The organism is Fodinibius sp., assembly GCF_041642155.1.
In the GTDB taxonomy this organism is placed as follows: Bacteria; Bacteroidota; Rhodothermia; order Balneolales; family Balneolaceae; genus Fodinibius.
In genome coordinates this window covers 1-4,927 of record NZ_JBEPWZ010000233.1, presented here as the reverse complement: position 1 = coordinate 4,927, position 4,927 = coordinate 1, and the positions used below count along the sequence as shown (strand labels likewise).

General features: G+C 54.3%; 3 protein-coding genes. All 3 read right to left on the bottom strand.

Features of this window, described 5'->3' with window-relative positions:
- Window positions 1-204: 204 nt before the first annotated feature.
- A complete protein-coding gene (locus ACESLU_RS11680; protein WP_372638827.1) occupies window positions 205-2,634 on the bottom strand; it encodes a penicillin acylase family protein in 2,430 nt (809 codons plus the stop codon).
- Window positions 2,635-2,929: 295 nt separating this feature from the next.
- Window positions 2,930-3,829, bottom strand: a complete 900-nt coding sequence (locus tag ACESLU_RS11675) for a dimethylarginine dimethylaminohydrolase family protein (RefSeq protein ID WP_372638826.1) — start codon at window positions 3,827-3,829, stop codon at window positions 2,930-2,932.
- A 64-nt stretch (window positions 3,830-3,893) separates the two neighbouring features.
- The gene (locus ACESLU_RS11670) at window positions 3,894-4,688 is read right to left on the bottom strand and encodes an SDR family oxidoreductase (RefSeq protein ID WP_372638825.1); all 795 of its coding nucleotides are present in this window, start codon (window positions 4,686-4,688) and stop codon (window positions 3,894-3,896) included.
- Window positions 4,689-4,927: the final 239 nt, after the last annotated feature.

Here is a 4,927-nt window from a genome sequence, read left to right as displayed (position 1 = left end):
GTCATGAATTTACAATGTAATCGAAGTAATTTAAATAGTTTTCAAAGGGATCGACCTTTGCCGACACTCCCATAAACATATAGAATGTCGAACCCACAACTATCGGAATCTAGCTTTACCACTAATCAGGGCATCCGAAATAGTACAATCGGAGGCGATGGGAGAAGTAGGTCACTTGACTTTTTTATAAAAGCCCTCTATTGATTAACGTAAACTGATGGAATAGGCCACCGAATCGGCGCGGCCGGGCTGCCGCTGCATAAACCAGAGCGGGTAGAGCGTTCCATTGGTCCACTCGTCGATCATATCATCATAATGGGGTGAGCCCGGGTTGCCCGACTGTCCCCCGGGATAGATACCGTAAGCCCGGGGCCGGGGCCCCAGTTCGACGACCATGCGCCAGGAAGGGCCGTGGCTGTCCCGGACGGCGTTGACGGATTCTGCAGCGCCACCGGTAAACACCTCCCGGTGTCCCAGGCCCGGAACCTGTGCCAGGTGACCGATTTCCGTATTATTGACGTAGCCCCATTTCCAGCGTTCTCCCATTTGTCCGAATTCACGTCCAAGCTGTTGATAGGCCCGGTGAAACGATTGCCCGATAAGGTCATCCAGTGTTTCCGTTTCCGCTGTTGTAATATCATCGTACCACCGGGCGGCCGAATCGGCCAGGAGCATCCGGGCCGTCTCATCACGGGCCGGCCGCTCCATGGGGGCGTCAATAGCATGATACTCATCATCCCAGATGGCCGCTTCAAGAGCCTCCCACCAGTATGCAAAGAGGGAGGGAGCGATAAGGTCGCCACTGTTTTCGTAGTTCCAGGTAGCGAGTTTTTGCAGCGCCTCCCGTTTGCGGCCGGACAGCGCGTGGCCTTCCAGGTATTGCAGCAGCCGGGGGAGCACCGTCCGGGCGTGATAGCTGTAAGTGTCCATTTGCAACTGCTGCATATCCCGGGGCGTAATATCAGCCATGGCGGAGAGCCGCTCGTTGATGCGCCGTCCCCGTTCATAAGGGGCAAAATCATCATCCAGATAGTAGGGATACGCGTTGTCTGTGGGATCCTGGTTGGCCGAGCTCACGAAACCGCGTTTCGGGTTCTTAACCGAGGGAATGTGATTGAAGGGAATCCATCCCTGCCAGTCGTAGCGGGGATCGGACCCGTCGCTGATAAATCGTCCCTGCTCTTCCCACTTCAGCGGGTACAGGCCGGCGGCCGTCAGTGCAATGTCGGTGCTGTCGGCGAACACCCAGTTTTGAGCGGGACTCCGATAATGGGTTAAGGCGCGGCGGTAGTCCTCGTAATTTCCAGCCTTGTTGATGCCCAGAAAGTAGCGGAGCTCGTTGGACGGTTCGTAGGCAATCCACCGCATGGCATGGAATTTTGGAATATGGGGGCGCATCGGTTCCCCGCCGGAGGTTTGCACAACCGGACCGTGATGGGTATAGACCACCGTATCAACCACGGTTTGCTGTCCCCGTACCTCGATTTGTTCCACCCGTTTCTGTGTTGACCTCCACGCCCCGTCGTACCGGTATTTGGAAAGCGTGGAGTCGCGGAAGGTCATTTCATACCAGTCCCATACATCGGCGCTGACATTGGTCGTGCCCCAGGCCACCTCTTCATTAAAGCCCACAATGACCGACGGTGCGCCGGGCAGCGAAACGCCCATCACATTTTGAGCCGGACTGTGCAGCTGCACGGCGTACCAGATGGAGGGCAGGGTCATATTCAGGTGGGGATCGTTTGCGAGGACAGGGTATCCACTCGCCGTTTTGGAGCCGCTGACCGCCCAGTTGTTGCTCCCGTTGAGCGGGTCGGGCCGGAAGGGCGGAATATGATCCACAACGGAGGGTTCAAAGATCAAATCGGGCTTTTGCACCGGAATCGGATCGAAGCTCCATTCGGTACCCGACGGAATAACCGGATCATTCAGCCGGGGATCCGGATCGAGCACCTGACGGATAAAAGCATCGCCGAAAAACGACCTTGTGTTGCTCATCTGCAGGTCCTGGTTGCTGCCCGCCAGCGTGTACGTCATACTCTTCAGAAGCAGGGCGGTTTTCAGGGGGGACCACCGTTCAGGTTCGTAGTCGAGTATCTTGTACTCGAGCGGGTAGTCGGCTGCCTCGAGCTCGTCAATCCAGGCGTTGACACCGTCCGCATAAGCTTTGGCGGCGGTAGCTGTTTCGGGATATCCGAGCATCCCTTCAAGGGCCTGTTCAGCGGCGTAGACCATCCCGATGCGCCGACGGTAGCGGTCGTATTCCAGGGCGTCGGCACCTATGATCTCGGAGAGCCTGCCCGACGCCGCATGCGTCTGAAACTCCATTTGCCAGAGCCGGTCGCGGGCGGTGATGTATCCCTGGGCAAAATAGAGGTCCCGGTCGTTCGCGGCAAAGATATGCGGGATATTGTGCTCGTCGACATAGACGCTGACCGTATCCGAAAGGGCACCGGCCGGCAACACCGTGGTACGGTCGCCCGGCTCATCCGTAACCGCATTCGCCCAGAAGCCGGTAGCGGGATTCAGAAAAGGTCCCAAGGGGGGAGCCGGTCCCAGCGGTATGGAAAGAAGCCAGAAGAGCAGCAGGGTAGCTGCGGCCGAAATAAGCATCCGGATCACATGTTGGGCCATAGTATTCCAGGTTATACGGGTCGCCGGCGAATACCGGTTTTAAGCTCCCCGCCAGGAATCAATCCCGGTTGTTTGTTATTGGTTATTTGGGAATGGATATCATTCGATATTCCGAATTCAAGCCTTCAATCGGTCACGTTGACCATTCAATCTTGAGCCGTTTAATTTCCAGCTAAATCCCTTTCAAACTCTTGCTTAGTGCGCAGTGGTTGTCTATCACAAAATACGAGTACGAGATACAGGTCTCTTTTGCCGTCTCACGATTCAAGACCTGTGACTCATAACCGCCACTACATCACCACAGAAGCATCTTCATGCAGAAGACGCTCCCCCCGCTTTTCAGGAACTCAGAGGTGCTGACTTCGTGAACCGAGAAACCGGCATCCCGTAATCCCTTATTAACATCCGTGCATCCCTGCTGGATAATGACATTGCGTCCGTCGGCACAGCAGGCGTTGCAGGCAAAGAGTTCTCCGGCCTCATTTTCCGGCGCTTCGATAACCTGCTCAAAGACAGCGTGGATGAGCTCCAGTCCCTGCTCCGTGAAAGCGCCCGGGTAGATCAGCGCGGTGTGATCGTCCAGCACACAGAAACAGGTATCGAGATGGTAGAATGTTTCATCCACCAGTTCGAGCGTGATCACCGGTACGTCGAAAGTATCCGAAATGGTCTGGTAGGCCTCCATCGAAGAACGATAGCCGTGTCCGCCCCAAAGCAGGCGCCTGCCGGTGTGCCAGATCGCATCGCCGCACCCTTCAAAATCATCGATCTTGTCCTCGTCCAGGTAGTGGATCTCATAGCCGTTCTGGCGATACCACTGCTCGAAATAGGGGACCTCCCTTTTTCGCTGATCTGCATGCATGATGCTCATAAAAACGTGCCGCTGGCCCTTCTTGTCGAGATACGGCAGGCTCTGGTTGGCACAAAAAACCATATCGGGCAGTCCTTCCTGGTCTTCGATAATTCGCACATTGATACCGATCCGGTCGAACAGCGAGCGTACCAGCATCCATTCGCGTTGAGCTTCTGTGGTATTCACCCTTCCCACCTGGTCCGCCATGTGGGGATTGATCACATAATCCACCGAATAGTGCAGGGGCCGCACCATCAGCACTTTGGTCGGCAGCGGCATGGATGGAAGGTCATTGATACTACTGGCATTGAGCTGGTCAACTGAAGTAATAAGTTGCGCCATAAGTTTTTACTTTTAGGTACAAGGTTTTCTACAGGGAAAAATCTATTAAATAGTTGGCTTTGTGTCAGGTAACCTCTGATTTTAGCAGCAGCTTGTTAAGCAAACCCGGCGCCCATCGTTTGAGATAAACGCCTGCGATTTCCCTGCCCCCGATATAAATTTCATTTTTTTGTTTGGCAATTTTGGGAAGCAGTTTTTCCGCAAACTCGCCTGGCAGCATTCCCTCTTGCTGTCCCCTGCCCATCTTATCGTGTTTGCTTCCGTCGCCTTCGAGCGCCTTTTTTGTGATATCGGTTTTAATGAAGCCGGGGCAGACCAGCGTGACGGCAATATCATGCTCGTGCACTTCCTGGCGGAGGCAGTCGAAATAGCCGTGCAGGGCATGTTTGGAAGCGGCGTAGCTGGATCGAAGCCGTGTGCCGAATTTCCCCATGACGCTGCTGGTAACCACAATATGTCCCCCTTCCCGTTCAATCATAGCCGGCAGTACGGCCTTGGTGAGCGCCACCGAACCGAAGAAATTGACTTCCATAACCTGCCGCACGACCTCCAGGTTGGTATCCACGGCCAGGGAGCGCTGGCTGATCCCCCCGTTATTGAACAGGTAGTCGATGTGGCCATGGCGGTCGAGTGCCTGCCGTGCTTTATCGTCCAGGGTACCGGTGTCCGTCAGGTCCAGCGGCAGGATGTGAATATTTTCCGGGTTGCCCGAGCAGTTGTTTTTTACGTTCGCGAGGGCTTCCTCCCGGCGCGATGATATAATGAGCCTGGCCCCGCGATCATGCAGGGCGTACGCCAGGGCTTCCCCAATGCCGGAAGAAGCCCCGGTAATCCAGATAACCTTATTTTTGAATGTCATATATTAATTTTGATAAAGTCAGTATAAGAGAGCTTTGCTAAACCGTTCTATGGCCAATCGCGGCATTTTCGTGCTTCAGTATCCTCATCTATATGCCATATATACGGTGGTTTAGAGTTCATTCAGGCGTTGGTATTGATATTGATTAAAATTCCTGATTTTTCAAAACCCTCTGTAGGGATAATTGGTGTAGTGTATCATTCGCCGGTTTAGGTAAGATGCTAGATCGGAAGAGCGTC

Coding starts and splice junctions, on each gene's coding strand:
- ACESLU_RS11680 (WP_372638827.1), bottom strand. CDS start 2,634: ATGGCCCAACATGTGATCCGGATGCTTATTTCGGCCGCAGCTACCCTG.
- ACESLU_RS11670 (WP_372638825.1), bottom strand. CDS start 4,688: ATGACATTCAAAAATAAGGTTATCTGGATTACCGGGGCTTCTTCCGGC.
- ACESLU_RS11675 (WP_372638826.1), bottom strand. CDS start 3,829: ATGGCGCAACTTATTACTTCAGTTGACCAGCTCAATGCCAGTAGTATC.